The 20,615-nt window shown below is 37.5% G+C and carries 16 protein-coding genes, 1 other RNA gene and 1 pseudogene; 6 read left to right on the plus strand and 12 right to left on the minus strand.

Annotated elements, in window-relative coordinates:
• Positions 1-467: 467 nt before the first annotated feature.
• From CBF29_RS01420 to CBF29_RS01470, 11 genes and pseudogenes are all read right to left on the minus strand, one after another.
• Positions 468-1,232: a tyrosine-protein phosphatase gene (locus CBF29_RS01420; RefSeq protein ID WP_126807067.1), complete on the minus strand. Its 765-nt coding sequence runs from the start codon at positions 1,230-1,232 to the stop codon at positions 468-470.
• A 27-nt stretch (positions 1,233-1,259) separates the two neighbouring features.
• A pseudogene (locus CBF29_RS01425) lies at positions 1,260-1,946 on the minus strand (CpsD/CapB family tyrosine-protein kinase); the annotation flags it as partial.
• A gap of 15 nt (positions 1,947-1,961) precedes the next feature.
• Entirely contained in the window at positions 1,962-2,654 is a 693-nt protein-coding gene (locus tag CBF29_RS01430; RefSeq protein ID WP_126806547.1) for a YveK family protein, read from the minus strand.
• An 820-nt stretch (positions 2,655-3,474) separates the two neighbouring features.
• Positions 3,475-6,423 carry an FIVAR domain-containing protein gene (locus CBF29_RS13845; RefSeq protein ID WP_211334232.1) on the minus strand — a complete coding sequence of 983 codons (2,949 nt, stop codon included), beginning with the start codon at positions 6,421-6,423 and terminating at the stop codon, positions 3,475-3,477.
• A gap of 781 nt (positions 6,424-7,204) precedes the next feature.
• Positions 7,205-9,049 carry a translational GTPase TypA gene (gene typA, locus CBF29_RS01440; protein WP_126806549.1) on the minus strand — a complete coding sequence of 615 codons (1,845 nt, stop codon included), beginning with the start codon at positions 9,047-9,049 and terminating at the stop codon, positions 7,205-7,207.
• Between the two features lie 102 nt (positions 9,050-9,151).
• Positions 9,152-9,919 (minus strand): inositol monophosphatase family protein, encoded by a 768-nt coding sequence (locus CBF29_RS01445; protein ID WP_126806551.1) that lies wholly within the window; start codon positions 9,917-9,919, stop codon positions 9,152-9,154.
• 13 nt (positions 9,920-9,932) lie between these two features.
• Positions 9,933-10,202, minus strand: a complete 270-nt coding sequence (locus CBF29_RS01450; RefSeq protein WP_126806553.1) for a UPF0223 family protein — start codon at positions 10,200-10,202, stop codon at positions 9,933-9,935.
• Positions 10,203-10,276: 74 nt separating this feature from the next.
• Positions 10,277-11,737, minus strand: coding sequence for a sensor histidine kinase (locus tag CBF29_RS01455; protein WP_126806555.1), 1,461 nt, complete (start codon positions 11,735-11,737; stop codon positions 10,277-10,279).
• Positions 11,737-12,459 carry a response regulator transcription factor gene (locus CBF29_RS01460; RefSeq protein ID WP_126806557.1) on the minus strand — a complete coding sequence of 241 codons (723 nt, stop codon included), beginning with the start codon at positions 12,457-12,459 and terminating at the stop codon, positions 11,737-11,739. The genes CBF29_RS01455 and CBF29_RS01460 overlap by 1 nt, the downstream gene beginning before the upstream one ends.
• A 271-nt stretch (positions 12,460-12,730) precedes the next feature.
• On the minus strand, positions 12,731-13,762 hold the full coding sequence (locus tag CBF29_RS01465; RefSeq protein WP_126806559.1) for a DUF5105 domain-containing protein: 1,032 nt from the start codon (positions 13,760-13,762) through the stop codon (positions 12,731-12,733).
• 21 nt (positions 13,763-13,783) lie between these two features.
• Complete coding sequence (locus CBF29_RS01470; RefSeq protein ID WP_126806561.1) at positions 13,784-14,626, minus strand: hypothetical protein; 843 nt, start codon at positions 14,624-14,626, stop codon at positions 13,784-13,786.
• A 381-nt stretch (positions 14,627-15,007) separates the two neighbouring features.
• Here CBF29_RS01470 and CBF29_RS01475 point away from each other — a divergent pair, with 381 nt between their 5' ends.
• From CBF29_RS01475 to CBF29_RS01500, 6 genes are all read left to right on the plus strand, one after another.
• Positions 15,008-15,781: a Cof-type HAD-IIB family hydrolase gene (locus CBF29_RS01475; RefSeq protein WP_126806563.1), complete on the plus strand. Its 774-nt coding sequence runs from the start codon at positions 15,008-15,010 to the stop codon at positions 15,779-15,781.
• A gap of 66 nt (positions 15,782-15,847) precedes the next feature.
• Positions 15,848-16,215: a transfer-messenger RNA gene (gene ssrA / locus CBF29_RS01480) on the plus strand.
• A gap of 324 nt (positions 16,216-16,539) precedes the next feature.
• Positions 16,540-16,938, plus strand: coding sequence for a hypothetical protein (locus tag CBF29_RS01485; protein WP_126806565.1), 399 nt, complete (start codon positions 16,540-16,542; stop codon positions 16,936-16,938).
• A 517-nt stretch (positions 16,939-17,455) separates the two neighbouring features.
• Positions 17,456-17,674: a hypothetical protein gene (locus CBF29_RS01490; RefSeq protein ID WP_211334234.1), complete on the plus strand. Its 219-nt coding sequence runs from the start codon at positions 17,456-17,458 to the stop codon at positions 17,672-17,674.
• Positions 17,675-18,136: 462 nt separating this feature from the next.
• Positions 18,137-19,390, plus strand: a complete 1,254-nt coding sequence (locus CBF29_RS01495; protein WP_126806570.1) for a CapA family protein — start codon at positions 18,137-18,139, stop codon at positions 19,388-19,390.
• A 208-nt stretch (positions 19,391-19,598) separates the two neighbouring features.
• Entirely contained in the window at positions 19,599-20,021 is a 423-nt protein-coding gene (locus tag CBF29_RS01500) for a cupin domain-containing protein (RefSeq protein ID WP_126806572.1), read from the plus strand.
• Positions 20,022-20,432: 411 nt separating this feature from the next.
• On the opposite strand, the gene rpmG is transcribed toward CBF29_RS01500, so the two are convergent.
• Complete coding sequence (gene rpmG, locus CBF29_RS01505; protein WP_126806574.1) at positions 20,433-20,582, minus strand: 50S ribosomal protein L33; 150 nt, start codon at positions 20,580-20,582, stop codon at positions 20,433-20,435.
• Between the last annotated feature and the right edge of the window lie 33 nt (positions 20,583-20,615).

Here is a 20,615-nt window from a genome sequence, read left to right on the forward strand (position 1 = left end):
AGAATCCAGCTTCCTTAAATTTTTATCAGATTTTATCCTACTAAGTTGAAAAATAATTTTTTCTTCCACTTTTCACCACAAGAAGTGGAAGAAAAACTTTTAAAGGTTGAAGTATGAAAAATTCAGGTTTATATATAAAATAACAAACAACGTAGGATAACATTGTTTTATTGAGACACTTGAGTAGAACCTAGTTCCAAAAACCTATGACATAAATAACCGTTACAAATCTGCTGATATACAAAAATCCCCACAAAATCTGAAAATAGATTTATGTGGGATTTTAGGCGAAGTGTGCAATATTTCGCATAGGATGCAAAGCACTATAAAAAAAGGCCACTACCCGGTGAATCCCATTTTTCTCTAATATGAATTGCAATAAAACAAAAATAAAAATAAAAATGGCACTACTCAAACAATAATCAGTATTATTTCTCCATCCGAAATGATAATCGTCTTGTGATTATTTAAAATAAACCAAAAAAACGTTTCTGAACCTGACGAAACCTACCGGGAATCACCCGATCGCCATTAATAACAGCTTTGGCTGTTCGCTCAAACTTGTTGACTTTTTCTACTCCAAAATTTTCCTCTAGCTTTTCATATGCTTCTCGCAATAAAAAGGGTCTAGTCGTAATATTATGAGCATCAGAAGCTAACATATGAATCATGCCATGTTCCAACATAAGTTCCGCTGTCTTTTCTATTGTTTTACCGAACTGCCCCGTATAGCTCGGCGCAGTCATCTGGGTCAAAACACCCATCCGTAAAAAAGGCACTAGCTGATTAGGATCACTGACAAAAAAATCATGACGCTCAGGATGAACAATTACTGGCGTGATGCCTCCTTCAAGTAATTCTTGAAAAACTCCGAATGTGTAATCCGGGATATCATCTGAAGGCAACTCTACTAGCATATAGCGATCTTCGAGATCGGTGCCTAGCAATTGTCCTTGATGATACAAAGCCATCAAGTCGTCGCTAAGCCTTACCTCCTGCCCCTCAAAAAGTATCAAGGGGATTTCCGCAGCCGTTAATTGCTCTTGTAGTTGTGCCACTGCAACAATCACATCAGAACTTTTGTTATTAAAATAACCATTGTTATGATGAGGCGTACATAATATATGAGTAATTCCTGAAGCAACTGCCTTTTGTGCCATCTCTAATGCCTCGTCCATCGTCTGAACACCATCATCTCTTCCCGGCAAGATATGGCAGTGTGCATCAATCATTTTCTCCCCTAACTCCTCGTCTTTTCTATAATAACCGTAACCATATTCTTTACTATTAGCTGCGTCATTATACACTACCCCTAAGACTCGGGCATTGACATTGTATAAAAGCTGCAAAGCATTTTGCAACATCGTTTTACGTGTCTGCTTCTCTCTCACAACAATCAATGTGCCGTCTACCATGGAAGAAACTATTTGAGCATCCGTCACTGCAACAACTGGCGGCACGTCAAAAATAATCAAGTCATATTGTTGTTTCATATGTTCTAAAAGCTGCTTCATTCTGGCTGATCCCAACATTTCTGACGGATTAGGTGGTAGAGGGCCACTGGTCAAAATATATAAGTTTGCCACACCTGAAGGTTGGACATAGCGAGATAGTTCCATATCATTTTTAGACAACATTGTACTTAAACCTTGGTAATTTCCCAGCATAAACGTTTTGGCAGTTGTTGGTCTTCTAAGATCAGCATCTACCAGCAAGACCCTTTGACCTGCATTGGCAAAAACTACTGCCAGGTTGGCTGCTGAGGTGGACTTCCCTTCAGACGTATCTGGAGACGTCACTGTGAGGGTTTTTATTTCGCGGTCTACCATGGAGTATTGGATGTTTGTTCTAATGACCCGATATTGCTCCGCTATCGGTGAGCCGCTGTTTGTAAGAGTGATCAAACTCACTGCATTAGAATTCGACGTGCGTGTTTTCCTTGACATTCTTTTTCTCCTCCTTTAGACTCTATTTCTTTTCCGACGCCTAACGACCCGATCATCGGAAGAATTCCGGCTTGTCGGTAGTTCCGTTGGACGGCTGTAGCTTTCGCTTCCCTTACGTTGGTCGTGTAAAAGCTCCTTCTGCGTAGCTATGTTTTCCGCTTTTTTTGGCAAGTGGGGGATTATTCCCATAATCGGCAACTCAAAGATTTCAGTGATTTCTTTTTCACTTTTTACCGTCTTATCCATCACCTCAAGTAAAAATGCCAAAGCTATTCCCAACATTATGCCGAGTACGCTGCCTATCAACAAATTGAGTTTTACATTAGGAGAAACAGGGGACTCATTTAGGGCGGCACCAGAAAGGATTGTTACTTTATCGATATTTAAGACTGACACCACTTGTTCCTGAAACACTTGCCCTAAAGCGCCAGCAACAGCTTGAGATAATGTCGCATCTTGAGAAACAGCTTTGATAGTAAACATCTGCGAATTTGCAGTCTGTTCAACTGAAACCATATTTTTTAATTCCTGACTAGTTACTTCGTAGTTATTCACTTCTTTTAGAATTCGCCCTGTATCGTCCAAGACAGAATCAGAACGAATAAAGTCCTTGTAGGTATTAATCATTTGCAGATTGAAATTGATGTCGTTTACATTTGAGTTGCTTTCTGGTCCCATGTTTATTTTAGCAATCATCTGTAAATTCAATATTATTCTCTATAGGCATCCTCATATTAAAATAAAAATGGGCTTAGCTATGATTGAGTCCTAGCCAAAAAGGCCCTTAAATGAGTAGAATATTATCAGAAAGAGGACCTTATAAATATATATCTATCACATTACGTAATTTTGTCTAAGAAAAAAAGCCGCTAAGAAGCTGACCCGCTAAAACCTGTCAAAGAATCAGTATTCGTATAATCGAAGCCTATCTCAAGATTACTACTGCTTCTTTTAACGTTTGTATAATTTTGGTTATGGATGAAGAGATACATTCATACTTATTTTGTTATAAAAAAATAGAAACATTGAGTTTTCAAGTTAGAATAAGGTTGTCTAGCACCCATTCAGAAAGGAAAAGCCATATGCCTCATCATCATTGTATCCAAACCTCATTAAATTTAGAAGATAAAAATATCACTTTTGAAAACATTTGGTCAGGAGATTGAAATAAAAGGTTTTACGAGTGTGCTTTATTTTGGCACCCTTAACACTTAACACTATACTCCCACTCATCGACCCAGTGTGGTGGCGTTAATGAAGTCTTTTCTATCGTTAAAAATGGACTCTTAACCTCTCTGTCGAAATATGTGAGTACTTCATCCCCCCATTCGTTCAATTGAAAAAACAACGCTTATTTGACAAACAGCCATTTTTCACTACACTAAAAGTCCTCCAAAAACACCAATCAGCAAGTAACCTTTAAATCATAAAAAAATCGGTGAAGAGTACCCTCTTCACCGATTGACTGAGTTCGTATAGTCTTCATCCTATCAATATCATTTAATAGGTAAACTAATTGAACTTTAAATTATTTACTTAATGCTCTTTTTTTGATTATGTAAAGAGCAAGAGTTAATCCAAACATACTTGCACCAAGACCCACTAAATAATTCTCAGCAAGTGAATTAGTCTGTGGTAGCACCTTAGCTTTTTTGTCTTTAGAATCAGTTTTTGGAGCATCTGTTTTTGGAGCATCTGTTTTTGCAGGATCGCCTTTACCTAGATCTGCTTGTCCATCTGGATCTACTTGTCCATCTGGATCTGTTGGATCTACTGGTTCTTCTGGATCTACTGGTTCTTCTGGATCTACTGGTTCTTCTGGATCTACTGGTTCTTCTGGATCTACTGGTTCTTCTGGATCTACTGGTTCTTCTGGATCTACTGGTTCTTCTGGATCTACTGGTTCTTCTGGATCTACTTTTTCTTCTAGTTTATGAGAAGACACAAACAGATTATCGTAAGCGTCTTTCATTGCTTTAAGACCAGCGTCACTTGGATCTTCGTCTGCTGCCAGTATATCCTCTGCCGCTTTCAAAGCATCCGCAAAATTTTTCCAAGTTTCAGGAGTGTAAAGACTCTCATCTTTGCCCTGGTTTCTGTCAACTAGTTCCTGAAGCTGTGCTCTGCTAACAACTTTACTTGAGTATGTTAATTTAGCTGAAGAGACGAACAATCTATCGTAAGCATCTTTCATCGCTGCACGACCAGCATCCGTTGGATCTTCGTCTGCTGCTAGTATGTCTTCTGCCACTTTCAATGCTTTTGCAAAGTCTTTCCAAGTTGCTGGAGTGTACAAACTCTCTACTTTGCCTTGGTTTCTGTTAACTAATTCTTGAAGTTGTGCTCTGCTAACAACTTTACTTGAGTCTACAAGTTGAGCTGAAGAGACGAACAATTTATCGTAAGCTTTCTTCATTGCTGCACGACCAGCATCCGTTGGATCTTCGTCTGCTGCTAGTATGTCTTCTGCCACTTTCAATGCTTTTGCAAAGTCTTTCCAAGTTGCTGGAGTGTACAAACTCTCTACTTTGCCTTGGTTTCTGTTAACTAATTCTTGAAGTTGTGCTCTGCTAACAACTTTACTTGAGTCTACAAGTTGAGCTGAAGAGACGAACAATTTATCGTAAGCTTTCTTCATTGCTGCACGACCAGCATCCGTTGTATCTTCGTCTGCTGCTAGTATGTCTTCTGCCACTTTCAAAGCATCCGCAAAGTCTTTCCAAGTTGCTGGAGTGTACAAGCTCTCTTCTTTTCCTTGGTTTCTGTTAACTAATTCTTGAAGTTGTGCTCTGCTAACAACTTTACTTGAGTCTACAAGTTGAGCTGAAGAGACGAACAATTTATCGTAAGCTTTCTTCATTGCTACACGACCAGCATCCGTTGGATCTTCGTCTGCTGCTAGTATGTCTTCTGCCACTTTCAAAGCATCCGCAAAGTCTTTCCAAGTTGCTGGAGTGTACAAGCTCTCTTCTTTTCCTTGGTTTCTGTTAACTAATTCTTGAAGTTGTGCTCTGCTAACAACTTTACTTGAGTCTACAAGTTGAGCTGAAGAGACGAACAATTTATCGTAAGCTTTCTTCATTGCTACACGACCAGCATCCGTCGGATCTTCGTCTGCTGCTAGTATGTCTTCTGCCACTTTCAAAGCATCCGCAAAGTCTTTCCAAGTTGCTGGAGTGTACAAACTCTCTTCTTTTCCTTGGTTTCTGTTAACTAATTCTTGAAGTTGTGCTCTGCTAACAACTTTACTTGAGTCTACAAGTCGAACTGAAGAGACGAACAATCTATCGTAAGCATCTTTCATCGCTGCACGACCAGCATCCGTTGGATCTTCGTCTGCTGCTAGTATGTCTTCTGCCACCTTCAAAGCATCCGCAAAGTCTTTCCAAGTTGCTGGAGTGTACAAACTCTCTTCTTTTCCTTGGTTTCTGTTAACTAATTCTTGAAGTTGAGTTCTGCTAACAACTTTACTTGAGTCTACAAGTCGAACTGAAGAGACGAACAATCTATCGTAAGCATCTTTCATTGCTGCACGACCAGCATCCGTTGGATCTTCGTCTGCTGCTAGTATGTCTTCTGCCACCTTCAAAGCATCCGCAAAGTCTTTCCAAGTTGCTGGAGTGTAAAGACTCTCCTTTTTCTCCTTACTTCTGTTAACTAATTCCTGAAGTTGAGTTCTGCTAACAACTTTACTTGAGTCTACAAGTTGAGCTGAAGAGACGAACAATCTATCGTAAGCATCTTTCATCGCTGCACGACCAGCATCCGTTGGATCTTCGTCTGCTGCTAGTATGTCTTCTGCCACCTTCAAAGCATCCGCAAAGTCTTTCCAAGTTGCTGGAGTGTAAAGACTCTCCTTTTTCTCCTTACTTCTGTTAACTAATTCCTGAAGTTGAGCTTTACTAACAACTTTACTTAAGGGCATTAGGTTATTAAAAGATACGAACAAATTATTGTAAGCATCGGTAACCGCTGCACGACCAGCATCCGTTGTATCTTCTACTGCTGCTAGTATGTCCTTTGCCACTTTCATAGCATTTGCAAAGTCTTTCCAAGTTGCTGGAGTGTACGAACTCTTAACTAGCCCCTCATAACTATCAACACGTTGCTGAAGCTGGGCTCTACTTTTTTGGTTTGGTACAGAAAAAGTTGCAGCAGGTGATTCAGTAACGTTTAATGAATCATTTGTTGATTGGTCCTCTTCAACATTTGTTGGTTGTTCCTCTGCAACATTTGTTGATTGGTCCTCTTCAACATTTGTTGGTTGTTCCTCTGCAACATCTGTTGATTGTACCTCTTCACTACTTTGAACATTTTCAGAAACTGCTAAAACCGTACTGATTGGCGAAGCAAAACCAAGAGCAAAGACCGCAGTTAATGTGATCCCCTTAGTTACCCAACCTTTTTTACCTTTTCTCATAATTACCTTATGCGTCTCTTTCGAGAGTGCACGCTTAAGAAAATTTTTCTTTCCCATTCAATTCATCCTTTCCATCGTTGAAAATATAATATTTTTGTTAATAAAGCTAGTTTAACGAACACGATGAACCAACCCTTAACATCAAATATACATATGTTTAATATACCATAATAATAAGCGAACAACCTATTTGTCGGACAAAATGCTTCCTATCCTATTTTAAAAAAATAAAATTTTAACAAAAAACACTGAAAAAGATAACAGAGAAAAGAAAAAGTATCTCTATTTAATAATCTAAAATATTTATAAGTTTTCCAATTTTATGAAAATCATTTTCTAATAATCGTTAAGATACCTAATATTTATGAAAAAATAATTTATTTTCCGCTTTTTTTCAAAGGCAATTATCCACCCATGTAATCGACCGTTTTTTTAAAGAGCTGAAAGAGCTCACTGCCGGTATTTCCCCTTTCTAAAATGAGTCTTTAAAGACTATCTACTGCCCATTCGAAAACTTTCTTATTTTTCAAATAATCTGTTTGTTGATGCTATTCAGAAACCTATCATCCGATTCCTGTTCTCAAAAAGATCTCTGGTTTTTTTCTCAAATGTTTCCTATTTGTGATCTTATCAAAAAATAGCATATCTGGTATTGGGCTTTACTCCTCTTTTCATCTATTTTTATAACAAATAAAAATAGAGAATGCATTGATTTTCCGACATTCTATCTACATCTAATTTGTTACTTTCTCATTTTTTTTAAAAAACAACCTCGCAAAAGTTAGATTTTTGGTCTAACTTTTGCGAGGTCGGTATATTCCCTAATCGATTTTAAAGTCTATTCCTGCTCAGCCCATTTTTTTCTCTTAGCTACCCGCTCACGCTCGCCTTTTTCCAAAAGTTGTTTACGCAGACGGATACTTTCAGGAGTTACTTCACAATACTCATCATCATTCAAAAATTGCAATGATTCTTCCAGTGTTAAAATTTTCGGTTTTTTGATGACTGACGTCTGGTCCTTGTTTGCGGAACGGACATTGGTCATTTGTTTAGCTTTAGTGACATTGACCGTCAAATCATTCTCACGGCTATTTTCACCGACAATCATACCAGCATAAACATCTGTACCTGGTTCAACAAAAACAGTTCCCCGTTCTTCTACACTCATAATACTATAAGTTGTTGCTTTGCCATTATCGACAGAAACCAAGGCACCGTTGCGACGGCCTCCCAAACTGGTTTGTATTTTAGGTAAATACTGATCAAAGGTGTGATTGATAATACCATATCCGCGAGTCATCGACATGAATTCCGTTGTATAGCCGATCAATCCTCTAGCAGGCACGAGGAAAATCAAACGGACTTGACCGTTTCCGGAATTAATCATATCCAACATCTCACCTTTACGCTGTCCTAGGGATTCAATAATGCTTCCCATGTATTCTTCAGGTGTATCGATTTGTACTCTTTCAAAAGGCTCACATGTAACCCCTTCTACTTCTTTTTCGATAACCTTAGGACGGGAGACTTGCAACTCATAGCCCTCACGACGCATATTTTCAATCAGAATTGACAAATGCAGCTCACCACGACCAGAAACAACCCATGCATCTGGAGATTCAGTGTTTTCAACTCGCAAAGAAACATCTGTCTGCAGCTGACTCATCAAGCGTTCCTCTATTTTTCTTGAGGTCACAAATTTTCCTTCCCGACCGGCAAAAGGCGAATTATTTACCAAAAACGTCATTTGCAGTGTCGGTTCATCAATAAATAAAGTTGGCAAGCCATCTTGGTGGTCCACAGGTGTGATAGTTTCTCCCACAAAGATATCTTCCATCCCAGACACTGCGATTAAATCTCCAGCTCGGGCTTCTTTGATTTCCACTTTGTCTAAACCTAGGAAACCAAATATTTTTGTCACACGGAAATTTTTAGCTGTGCCGTCAAGCTTCAATAATGACACTTGATCGCCGACTCTAATCGTTCCGCGGAAGACACGACCGATGCCGATCCGTCCCACATATTCATTGTAATCCAACAAAGAAACTTGAAATTGTAGTGGCTCGTCACTATTGTCAATCGGTGCAGGGATATGAGCAATGATTTGATCATAGATCGGATCCATTGTCTCTGCTTGATCAGCAGGATCATCTGATAAACTTGATGTCCCATTAACTGCTGAAGTATAAATCACCGGGAATTCCAATTGGTCATCGTCTGCCCCAAGCTCAATAAATAATTCCAGTACCTCGTCCACAACTTCTGACGGACGAGCAGAAGGTTTGTCTATTTTATTGACAACCACGATGGGCGTCAGTCTTTGTTCTAATGCTTTCTTCAATACAAACCGAGTTTGCGGCATGGTGCCTTCGTAAGCATCAACGACGAGAAGTACTCCGTCTACCATTTTCATGATTCGTTCAACTTCTCCGCCAAAATCCGAGTGCCCTGGCGTGTCCATAATATTGATTCTGGTGTCATGATAACGGATTGCCGTATTTTTAGCCAAAATCGTAATGCCCCGTTCTCGTTCGATCGCATCTGAATCCATGACACGATCTTGAATCTCTATACGTTCATCCAGCGTATGTGACTGGCGTAACAGCTCATTTACCAACGATGTTTTTCCATGGTCAACGTGGGCAATAATTGCCACATTTCTAATATCATTTCTTGTCTTCACTTTATTTCTCCTAACTAACCTCATAGACTATCTCTAAAATTAACTGACTAACCATTATAACAATAAACACACTAACAATACAACTACAAACTTTCAGAAAAACTAATGATGGACAAGATTTTTAATATCCTCGTACGTTTCCACACCTGCAACTAGAACAGGAGATTGAGCTTTTAAATCTAAAGCCTTGCCGTCTAAACTTTCCACTATGAGCCCAAGACTTTCCGCCAAAATTTTCCCCGGTGCGTAATCCCAAGGCTGCAAACAAGACAAATAGCCGTTTTCCTTGCCGAGAATAACCTCTTTAAAAGCAATACCTGCGCATCCTGTCATCCGCACGGCCAAAGCTTTTTCAGCGATATCCTTCGTTCCGAAGCTATTAGCAACGAACATATTTGTGTTTACATTGATAATGCCATCCGCTAGGGATTGTTTTTTGACAGTGGTGATTTTCCGTTCATTAATATAAACACCAATCGAATCTCCGCCCCACAACAATTCATCACGCATCACTTCATAAATAAAGCCTAGACGTCCAACGCCATTTTCATAAACTGCCAGCATGATACAAAAATGATCCTGCTGTTTCACAAAATTTAGTGTGCCGTCGATAGGGTCGATGACCCAAACCCGCCCGGAAAAGTCCTCCACCGGTTCGCTGATGCCCTCTTCTCCCAAAATCTTTTCATTAGGATAGGATTGCTGGATTTTTTGTACAAAAAAAGCTTCAACTTCCTTGTCCACATTTGTAACTACATCGGCTGCACTAGTTTTTTGTTCTACAATCAGCGGAGAACTCAACCTTTCTTTAATCAGTGCGCTTGCTTCATAGATCCATTCTTTAATATCCTCTACCATTTCCAACGACATATTAAGCCCTCCTTTACATTTTCAACTTGCCGGTGTCTTTTTGTTTAGCCGCCTGCATGACACGATACAATGAATAACCTGAGACTTTTTCAAATTCCCGTCCCAATGTTTTTTCTTCACCGATACTAGGGACGACTTCTTTGAATTTATGGTAGGCTGTGCTTAACGATTCCACATCTACCCCTTCTTCATAGGCTTCTTCAACCTTGGTCCAAAGATTCATAACTGTCACAATCTCTTCATGGGACCACTCATCATTTAGTGGATAATAATATTTTTCCATTTTCTGCTCCCCTCTTTCCATTTAGCGAATACCTGCAAATCAGAGAAATTACAGACAGACCTCGATTTGTTTGTTTAGTTATTTCCATTTATTTTCGGTTCCACATCAGGAAAATGAATAATAAATTTCGTGCCAACTTCTTTTTCACTTTCGACTTGTATTTCTCCATGATGGAGCTTTACCAGTTGCTGGACGATAGAAAGTCCCAGACCTGATTCTCCAAAGGCTGTATTTTTTCTGGAAGCATCTACTTTATAATATCGTTCCCAAATATTATTCAGTTCTTCTTCTGACATTCCCATCCCAGTGTCTTCAATCGTCACGATGGTTTCCTTATAACCTTTTTCCAATGTCAAGGTAATCAAACCATCTTTAGTAAACTGAATAGCATTTTGCGTGATATTGAATAGAATCTGGATGAAACGGTCATAATCAGCATAGACGAAAACATCTTCTTCGCTGACCAGCCTTAACGTATTTCCAGCTTCTTCGGCTTTTTGAGTCAATTGTGTCACAAGTCCACGGGTAGCCTCTGTCGCATTGAATCTTTGAATCACCATGCTGATTTGATTGTTTAATATTTTTTCATAATCTAAATTTTCATTCACTAGGCGAATGAGCCGGTCGGTTTCCTTCCGCATCAGTTCAATCGACTTTTCTTCCTGATCTTTAGGAATTGCCTTGTACGCGATCCCTTCCAGTAAACCGTTGATTGTCGTCAAAGGAGTCCGCATTTCATGGGCGGCATCTGCCATGAATTGGCGCCGGCGTTCTTCTTGTCTTTGAATTTCTTTTTCATATTCTTTAAGCGCTTGAGCCATTTTATTGAAATCTTCTGCCAATTCGTCTAACTCATCGTTGCCTTTTGTTTCGATTTTCACATCAAAATTTCCATGTGAAATTTCCTTAGTGGCCTTTTTCATCCGATTGATCCGGTTGACTTGAAACTGAGCTAAAACATAGCTGAACACCAGAGCAATCAAACTAGAAATCAAAAAACCTCTAAATAAATTTTCCGTCATGGCATCGGTATTTTCCTCCACCACACTGACTGGCTGTGACACTGCAAGCACCCCGATAAACTCTTGATATTTTGGATACTCAGCCAGACTTGTAATCAAAGGATAAAAAACAACCGCATATTCCTGCTCTTTACCGTTGAACGTTTGTGACTTAGTTCCAGTCAAACTTTTACCGCTTTTCAGTTTTTTCCAATCCCCTTCTGAAAGGAAATCTTCAGACACCTTATAACCGGCAGTGTCCCCAGGATAAACTAATTTTTTGTCTGGCTGAAAAACCATAATTGTGACCCCTTGATCTTTCAAAAATTTTTCCAATGAATAAATATTGGAAATTAGTTTGTCTGGGGATAAATCGCTGGTTTTCACGATACTTTCAGCGTACGAAAGCATCTGGTCGTAATGATTGTTCAAAATCGTCTGTTTCGTCAAAGAACTAAACGACAGACCGACGACAACCATGATAGTCAAAATGATTGCCCAAAAAGCAATCATTTGTTGGAATAAGTATTTCATTAAATTTCTACTCCTGAGTCATCAAATTTATAACCGATGCCCCAAACTGTCTGGATGACTTGAGGACCAACTTTTTCAATTTTCTGACGTAGTTTTTTGATATGTGCATCTACGGTCCGTTCATCACCGAAATATTGATAATCCCACACCAGCTCAAGCAATTTTTCCCGCGAGAAGACTTGACGAGGTTTTTTCGCAAGTGTGTAAAGCAAATCAAATTCTTTGGGTGTCAAGCCTTCAATCAACTGCTCATCAATGTAAGCTTCACGGGTTTTAGTATTCATTTTAAAATGTTTGGTCTCCACATCAAAGGCTGTCGTCGCATCAGAACTAGCCTGCCCCTCTTCACCCACAAGTTCGGCACGGCGATGCAAGGCCTTCATTCTGGCAATCAAAGTCAATGGACTAAAAGGTTTTGTCACATAATCATCTGCGCCAAGTTCCAACCCGATTACTTGATCGCTTTCAGAATCTCTAGCAGTCAGCATAATAATCGGTACGGCATTGGATACCTTGCGTATCTCCCGGCAGACGGTCACACCGTCCATGGTCGGCAAATTCAAATCCAATGTGATCATATCCCATTTATCCGGCTCGGCAAGAAACGCATCTAACCCTTCCTTACCATCATATTCAAACGTGGCATCCCAATTTTCATTTAAAAAAAACATCTGCATCATTTCTGAAACCGACTCATTATCTTCAATCATTAATATTTTCATTACACTCACACCTCTATTTTGCTTATTATCCTTATACAATACAATTATACTATAAGATTTTAGTAAACTCTAAATCTTCACACTATTTTCATGAAAGAGTTGTAAAGTAAAACTACGCGCTGTCGTTCTAAAAAAATCTCCATCTGAAAATAAGCTTAAAGCAAAAACTGTCACCCGGAAAAAAATCTCTTCCGGCTGACAGTTTTGACAAATTTTTCTAGTCTGTTTAGTAACGCTGAAAAATTTCAATTAACATGTTGATCTCATTATTTTAATTCACATAACCATTAAAAATTTTGATGAAGCGTTGATTTTCATAGCTGTCATCGCTCTTGAAGTCAAACAACCATTTACCGTCTTTTTTCTTCATCAACAAAAATTGGTCATCTCTCGGTTCACCAATATCTGCCTGCGCATAAACTTCATTGAATTTGTTAAAAGCATACTCTTCTGCTTTCGTGAAATCAAAATCATTATTTTCACGATATTCACTTTCAATATCATTAAAGTCAGACGAAACCACATCACTGTTGATCCCTTTAAATTCAACTTTAACCGCCGCTGTCTCACCATAATATGACTCTAATGTCACGTTTAATTCTCCGCGTTCCGCTTGCTGTTTGACATATTCGGTAAAAGCTTTCTCTAACTCTTCATCACTTGGATGATACCTAGAAAATAAATAATCTTTCATATTATTGTTAAATTCTTTTTTTACAATGTCAATCACTTGCTGCTTATCTGTACCTATCAATTCATCGTAAGCTTCATTCTCTTTCTGATAAAAGGCAGACTCGATAAATATTTTTGCTGTTTCTTCAGTTTTTTCAAATTCTTTTTTAGTTTTTTCATACTTATTAGGATTTAAAGCAATTTCTATCACTTCATCCTTCTCAACACCGCTCAAAGATACATTCAAGGTATATTTTTTGTCCTTTTCAATTTCAAAAGAAATAAGACCCGTTTTCGATTTGCCGCTAGCTACTTCTCCTTCGATAACTTTAACGTTGCTGTTATAGCCTAAGTCAAGAGGTTCAATTACGGTATCGTCTCCTTTTTCAGTTAAACTAAACTTGTCAGAATAAAGGTATACACCGTCAGATAACTTATTAGTCACTTTTAAATCCAGTATTAAATAGTCAGCATCTTCATCTGCTTCTACCGGTTTAAAGAAATAGGCTTCTTTAATTTCCACATTCCCTGCCTTACTCTTGCTCCCTGCGTTTCCACCACCATTTCCGCCACCACAACCGACTAACGTTAATAATCCGATAATACCTAAAGATACCAACCTTTTTTTCATTTTTTCTTCCCCCTTTTATTTTTAAACCATATCATTCACTTCTTTTAATTCATCGATATCTATTTCATCCTCTTCATCATTGCCGGTTTCTTCAATATTTTTTTTCACAAAAAAACTATTGATCAGATCATTAAATTGTTGATCGTCAATGATAAAATTATCAGCCTCACGCGTCAACTCTAATTGAAACTCTTCTTTCTCTTTAGTTACGGGTATAGCCAGACTGTCTTTTTCAAAAGCCAGCCAATACAAATATGAATTTATATACTGACTAAATTTCTGTACCTCGTTGTCGTGAGTTTTGCCCTCTAATAATTCTTCTAATCCAACGGTTTCACGAATCAATGTCAATATGTTCTCAATATCTTTATTGGCAATCGCTTTAGATTTAAAAGAAACTGTTGCTTCATTCCCTTTTATTTTTACCCTTTCAATGTCAAAGTCTTTTATTTCCGGGACAATGTTATATATTTGTGTCAATTTAAAATTTTTCAATACATCTGCCGGCAGCAACTTAACTCTCGAATTTTGAACAAGTGTCCAATCTTCTTCCGGCTCATAGTCTGTTACCCTCTCTGCTACAAATTTATCGATTACTTCTTCCACAAAGTATTCGTATTTTTTATTTCCAACAGATTTGAAACTATAAGTATCCCTTTTTATGACGGCATTCAAGACTTTTTCAGCGGCTGCTTGTGCCTCTACCTCCCAATCAGCTTCATTTGATGTTGACGATATTTCTTTTTTGCCGATCTTTTGGAAGGATGAAGGTGAAGTTTTCTTATCAACAGCTTTTTTACCAGGAGAACACCCTGTTACTGAACAAAGCACAACCAAAACACCCAGCATTTTAATAAGTTTCATTTTTTCCTCCTTTTTATAACACATTTCTCAGATTACTATTTTGGTTATATAAAGTCAATACATCTAGGAGAATCTTGTTATAAGTATCTTTTATTTAGTGGTTTTTACTCCTTTATCCTAGTTAATCGCTAAATTTGTCTATCAATCACCTCTCTTCTTTCAAGCTTTTAGCATTTACTTAGAAATGAAGCATCTCATTTTTAAAATAAAAAATCATGTAAGAATAAAACATAAAAATAACAATATCTCCAAAACATTTAAAACTTTAGTAATATCTAAAAATGTTTTTACAAACTAAATTTTATTCTATGCGACACTAGTGTAAAAAAGCTTTATCTGATATGATGGTAAAAATTAGTTTAATTTAAAAGGAGTTTTTTAATGGACACAGTTAGAGCCTTAGCTTTTTTTGACCTTGATGGCACTTTGCTCAACGATCAATCCCAAATAGCCCCTGAAACTGCAAATGCCCTCTCACAGATGAAAAAAAATGGCGTCATGCCGGTAATTGCTACTGGACGCACAAATACGGAAATTCAGCATTTTTTGGAAAACACGATTATTTCTTCCAGTATCACCATGAATGGACAATATGCCATGGTCGAAAATCAAGAAGTCATCAATGATAAAATCCCTGTGGAAACAACGCATAAACTTTTCCAGAAAACCCAAGAGTTAGGACAAGAACTGGCTTTTTATACCCACCAACAAATAAAAATATCGGCTCAGACAGAGATGGCGGAAAAATGTTATAAGTACATTCATCAACCCGTACCTCCTGTAAATCAAGAAGATATTTTACAAAACAGTTATAATATGCTTTTGGTGATTGGCGATAAACATGATGCTGTCTACCACGAAGCTTTTCCTGAGCTGACTTTTTACCGCAATGGTCCCTATTCGATAGACACTGTCAGTAAAAACAAATCTAAGGGTAGTGCTGTGAAAGAAATTCTCAGCTATTTGGGTGGGAAAAATCTTCCTACGTTTGGTTTTGGCGATGGCCCCAACGATATCGAACTGCTGCAAGCCTGCGATTATAAAATCGCCATGGGAAATGGGATTGATTCTCTGAAGGAGATGGCCACATACATCACAGCAAAAAATACCGAAGGCGGCATCGTTCAAGCTTTGAAACACTACGATTTAATCTAATAAACTTAAAGCTTCGATTTTTTAATTTCACTCTTTTTGTGATACAATGGTCAAGGATAGATATTAGGGGGCGTTCTGGATTCGACAGGCATAGTTTGAGCTTGAGTTGCGTTCTGTAGGTTACGTCTACATTAAAACGTTACAGTTAAATATAACTGCAAAAAACAATAACAACAATTTCGCTTTAGCTGCGTAAAAACAGTTAACGAAGATCCTTCCGGCATCACCCATGTGCTCGGGTCAGGGTCTCAAACTCAGTGGGTTACGTTACTTGACTTCCGTCTGCAGTCAGTAAAAGAGACCATCAGACTAGCTTTAAAAGACGCCTGTTATACGGCAGCTTTTAGAGCGAAACTTCAATAGTATAACTATGAACGTAGAAACTTAGGTGGCGATATGTTTGGACAGGGGTTCAATTCCCCTCGCCTCCACTTTAGAAACTTGCTGAAAACATTGTATTAACAGTGTTTTGGCAAGTTTTTTTCTTTACTTGGGATTTGGACGATACTCGGACTTTCAAAAAAGGAGTGAGTGTTGATGACCCAAGGAAATCGAAATATATATCGAATAAATCAAAGCTATTGATTCTCTGAGTAGTAGAGATCCTTTTGTACTCACTGACGTTAGCCTAATCCTCCATTCTCAAAGATAATGTTTGCTGTTATCTTTAAATGTTTTTTGCATCCATATTAAAAATAATATATAATAATGCCACCTTTAAATAACCGGTAATAACTTATATAAAAGGGGAATGTCCCATGAAAAAAATTTTTCCTATAATATTGATACTTTTATTTATAAGCGCTTGCAGACATCAAGGACTAGAAAAAATTATTTTAAATAAGGAAAACCATTTAACTGAAAATCAAATAGAACAGGCAATGGACACTGTAACAACATACTTCTATGAAAATTCTAGTTTTGGAGACAAGCTCATTGATATCAGTTATGATAGCGACAAAGAAAAAGAATTCTGGAAACACAACAAACTTCCAAAAGAGGTTGTCAACGAGTCAGACAAAATAGTATTGTTTTCTACTTATAAAGCTGGAAAATATCGGACTGCTGCAACTCCTGATGCAATTTATGAAAATTACATGTACATATTAACAAAGACAAATAGTAATGATTGGGAAATTATTGACCAGGGATATTAAAATTATTATATTTATTATTTTTATCCAGTCACTATTAGCCAATGTTGCCTCTATTGCCAGTTTTTTAAAATACCGGTTTAATACAGTTGTTCTACTTTTAAGGAAAATAGATACTATCAAAATCAAGCCTTAGTGAAACTAACGTATCTGAATAACCAAATAAGTCTTTACTACTCTAAACTAATCCTCTGATAGTATAATTTCATCAGGAACAACTACTTTCAAATAAATCCTTCAAGAAAAATTACTGTTTAATCATTTTTTCGCAGAATATCAAATGAATTGCGTATTTTAATTATGTGATGAGCACAAGTACTACAAACACCCTCAAAATCACCAACTATGTTATGATCACTTCAACAAAGCTCATCACACTTGAGCTTGAGCCAGTTATCAAGCTTTCACCACTCGAAATGAGTGGTTTTTTTGTTTTATTCTTCAATCCGGAGTTTTTAATACTGATTTTTTATTTTTAATTGTATAATAAATTTATTCTACAAAAGAAAGGCTGATAATCATGCTGGAAATCCATTATTTTTCTTCAAAAAATGACACACAAGAAACAATCAAAACTTACCAAACGTCCTCTGACTTCCTTGCGGCACAATACCTTGAAGTCCCCGATCTCCAAGACTATTTTGCCGTATCCAAAGTATTACTGGACGGTGAAGAACTAAAACTTGAGGATAAAACTATTTTAGGCCTATTTAATTTTTTAAACAGTTCAAAAAACTAGGGATTAACCTGGTTTTTTTGTTTGTCTTAAAACATCTCACTAGCAATAATATCAAAAATTGTACGAACCTATCATCTTCCTATCTTTTTCCAAAAAGCATCTTTAAAGCAAATATTTAAAATTTTCATTAAATCCACGACCACAGCTCCCCATTCCTGTGAAAATCTCCAGCGATTTATTCGAGTCATGAGTTCTATCTATGATAAGAATCTTGATAACACACCTACTCTAATAAATATTATTAATGTTTTTGGTTATTTACAATTTGTATCTCGCACATACCCAAAAATATTGAATTAGCAGTCAGACTCCGTTAAACTGAAGGTAAGCTAAATCAAGTGATTTCAATGCTTACATACCGCTTGAGTGATTGCAGCGGTCTTTTACCATCAGTAGTTTTAGAAACAACGTAAAACTTTTCAAAATATTTTTATGTCATCATAACACAATGGGAGTGATCAAATGAAACGCAGAGAAAGGGAAAGGGCAAGAAGGAAGAAAATTGAGCGTGCAAAAATCGCCTTAGTGGCATTTTTAGGTATTATACTAGTCTTGTTAAGTTGGTATGCATTGGGTATGGGAAAAGAAAATACTGAAAACGCTAAAAATACTAGGAGCACGGTACCTTTAAAAAAACAAAAAGATGTTGCACAAGACAAAGAGCAAGATGGAGAACAAACCGCGACAATTATGGCTAGCGGGGATATGCTATATCACGATGTCGTCTACGGCGGCGCTTTTGACGGAGAAAATTTTGATTTTACAAATAATTATACACATATTACTCCACTTATTTCTTCAGCTGATTTAGCACTGGGAGATTTTGAAGGAACGATAAATCCCGACCGAGAATTAGCCGGCTATCCTGTTTTCAACGCACCTGAAGTGGTTGTGGAGAGTATTAAAAATGCTGGCTATGATGCCATCACTCTTGCACATAACCATGTTCTAGATACGGGTATCGACGGGCTCCTCTATACTGCCAACGCGTTCAAAAAAGAAGGTTTAGATGTCTTTGGTGTCAACGTTTCTAAGGATCAGGATATTTTAGTGAAAAATATCAATGGCATTAAAATTGCACTTTTGGGATATAGTTACGGATTTAACGGAATCGAAGCAACAATCAGTGAATCTGATTATAATACTTACCTAAAAGATTTAAATATGGAAAAAGTTCAAAAAGAAATCGAGCGTGCGGAAGAAATCGCAGATATCACTGTTGTGATGCCCCAACTAGGAGTGGAATATAGTCTGACGCCTTCCGAAGAACAACAGGAAACTTACCGAAAAATGGTCGATTTTGGCGCAGATATTATTTTTGGCGGTCATCCCCATGTGGCACAACCAACGGAGATTATTGAAAAAGACGGCGAAAAAAAATTCATCCTCTATTCTATGGGGAATCTTCTGTCAAATCAACGATTTGAAACATTGGAAAATTATTGGACTGAGCGTGGCGTGATTATGGAAGTACAATTAACGAAAAAAAATAAAAAAACGGTGCTGAGTGATATCAAAGCCCACCCGACTTGGGTGTCAAGAGAACCTAAAGGCGGGATGACCTTTAACGGATACACCGCTTATGATTACCAAGTACTGCTCGCTGAAGATTATCTCAAAGATGGAAAACAGGCTGATACCGTTCCGGAAGAAAAACGGCAGCGTATTGAAACTGCCTACCATGAGATGATGGAATTATTGGATATAAAATGGTGAGTTTGCAATTTTAACATTACCAAATTCAAAATGACCAGATTTTTTTCGACACTTTTCTGACACTTATGTCCCCTAGATATCTCTAAAATCTATTTCGGATACATTTCGTCATTTGAGAACAATAATCGTTGTCATATAAGGCTTTTATCTTCCTTTTCCCCAAAATATAGCTTACTATTAAAGTATCAAACAAGGAGGTGTCTTTAAAATGACATTTGATTTTTCTGATCGCGGTAAGCAACCCGTTGTTGAAGACATTGAAGGCATGACTTTGGCAAACGAGAACTTCCGAACAACTATTTGGACTGGTTCAAAATTACAGGTGACGTTGATGACGATTCAACCTGGAGACGATATCGGTCTGGAAATTCACCACGGGATTGACCAATTTCTAAGGATTGAAGAAGGAAACGGCGTCTGCAAGATGGGCCCTGCCGAAGACAATCTAACCTTTGAGTCTCCTGTTAAGGCAGATGACGCGATTTTTGTTCCCGCAGATACTTGGCATAATGTCGAGAACACAGGTACTGAACCTCTAAAATTATATACTATCTATGCCGGACCTGATCACGTTGCTGGAACAGTTCATAAAACACACAATGACGCAAGAAATGACCCTAATGAACATTAATAAGCACTATAAAACACCTAGCAACAATAGTTGCTAGGTGTTTTAATATCGAATTATGAGCTTTCAAAAATATCCAAATCACCTACGTCAGATTAAATATTTTGATAAAAAATCAAACTCCTAAACAGCACCGTTCCCAATAAGATAACGATATATAATTCATTTAGCGAGATACATACTAAAAAGAATTCATTAAAATTACCCGATGACTTCTAGCGATGATAATGTCCTTTCAAATACAAATAACTACTGGGCCGTTCCTGTCCCTGAAAATTCTTTTCTTTCAGTCATAAATGAGGCACACGCTTTTTAAGTAACGGTAAAATCAAAGTTTTCTTTGATTCTCTTGCATTTTTTCCTTACAAAAGAAAAAGAAGCCTTTAAAACAAGGCTTCAAACATTCATCAAAAATTATTTTGTTTCTCTGTGCAAAGTTACCTTACGTTGTCTTGGGCAATATTTTTTTACCTCTAAACGATCAGGATTGTTGCGTTTATTTTTATTAGATAAATAATTACGCTCTTTACATTCAGTACATTCTAGAGTAATGTGTACACGCATCGTATTCCCTCCAAACTTGTCTTAAACTATGAG

It is taken from the genome of Vagococcus elongatus (assembly GCF_003987645.1).
Classification (GTDB): domain Bacteria; phylum Bacillota; class Bacilli; order Lactobacillales; family Vagococcaceae; genus Vagococcus_A; species Vagococcus_A elongatus.

Excerpts from the sequence above, each read along its gene's own strand:
- CBF29_RS01420 (WP_126807067.1), bottom strand. The coding sequence starts at position 1,232 with ATGATTGATGCACACTGCCATATCTTGCCGGGAAGAGATGATGGTGTT.
- CBF29_RS13845 (WP_211334232.1), bottom strand. The coding sequence starts at position 6,423 with ATGGGAAAGAAAAATTTTCTTAAGCGTGCACTCTCGAAAGAGACGCAT.
- CBF29_RS01445 (WP_126806551.1), bottom strand. The coding sequence starts at position 9,919 with ATGTCGTTGGAAATGGTAGAGGATATTAAAGAATGGATCTATGAAGCA.
- CBF29_RS01450 (WP_126806553.1), bottom strand. The coding sequence starts at position 10,202 with ATGGAAAAATATTATTATCCACTAAATGATGAGTGGTCCCATGAAGAG.
- CBF29_RS01455 (WP_126806555.1), bottom strand. The coding sequence starts at position 11,737 with ATGAAATACTTATTCCAACAAATGATTGCTTTTTGGGCAATCATTTTG.
- CBF29_RS01460 (WP_126806557.1), bottom strand. The coding sequence starts at position 12,459 with ATGAAAATATTAATGATTGAAGATAATGAGTCGGTTTCAGAAATGATG.
- CBF29_RS01465 (WP_126806559.1), bottom strand. The coding sequence starts at position 13,762 with ATGAAAAAAAGGTTGGTATCTTTAGGTATTATCGGATTATTAACGTTA.
- CBF29_RS01470 (WP_126806561.1), bottom strand. The coding sequence starts at position 14,626 with ATGAAACTTATTAAAATGCTGGGTGTTTTGGTTGTGCTTTGTTCAGTA.
- CBF29_RS01475 (WP_126806563.1), top strand. The coding sequence starts at position 15,008 with ATGGACACAGTTAGAGCCTTAGCTTTTTTTGACCTTGATGGCACTTTG.
- CBF29_RS01485 (WP_126806565.1), top strand. The coding sequence starts at position 16,540 with ATGAAAAAAATTTTTCCTATAATATTGATACTTTTATTTATAAGCGCT.
- CBF29_RS01490 (WP_211334234.1), top strand. The coding sequence starts at position 17,456 with ATGCTGGAAATCCATTATTTTTCTTCAAAAAATGACACACAAGAAACA.
- CBF29_RS01495 (WP_126806570.1), top strand. The coding sequence starts at position 18,137 with ATGAAACGCAGAGAAAGGGAAAGGGCAAGAAGGAAGAAAATTGAGCGT.
- CBF29_RS01500 (WP_126806572.1), top strand. The coding sequence starts at position 19,599 with ATGACATTTGATTTTTCTGATCGCGGTAAGCAACCCGTTGTTGAAGAC.
- rpmG (WP_126806574.1), bottom strand. The coding sequence starts at position 20,582 with ATGCGTGTACACATTACTCTAGAATGTACTGAATGTAAAGAGCGTAAT.